This window comes from Pseudoalteromonas sp. GW168-MNA-CIBAN-0100 (assembly GCF_040309225.1).
GTDB classification, from domain to species: Bacteria; Pseudomonadota; Gammaproteobacteria; order Enterobacterales; family Alteromonadaceae; genus Pseudoalteromonas; species Pseudoalteromonas arctica.
Map to the genome: position 1 here is coordinate 1 of NZ_JBEOOL010001051.1, position 239 is coordinate 239.

A 239-nucleotide genomic window follows, 5' to 3' on the forward strand; every position below is an offset into this window, starting at 1 on the left:
GGGCTAGGTAATACCTTTAACCCGACTCGTTCGCTTACTAATGTTGAATCGGTTGAAGTACTAAAAGGCCCTGCTACTGGTTTATATGGCATTGTTAGCGCTGGTGGCGTAATAAACCTTATTGAAAAAAAGCCTGAGTTTAACGAAAAACATAAAGTGGGCGTAGAGCTTGGCCAGTGGGATAGCTATGCAGTTTCGATTGATAGCACCAATGCTATAACCGATAATTTAGCCTACAG

The 239-nt window shown here is 42.3% G+C and carries 1 protein-coding gene; it reads left to right on the plus strand.

What is annotated here, in order from left to right; all coding sequences use genetic code 11:
- On the plus strand, positions 1 to 239 hold a 239-nt coding region (locus tag AAEY62_RS24565), incomplete at both ends, for a TonB-dependent receptor plug domain-containing protein (protein ID WP_350637101.1).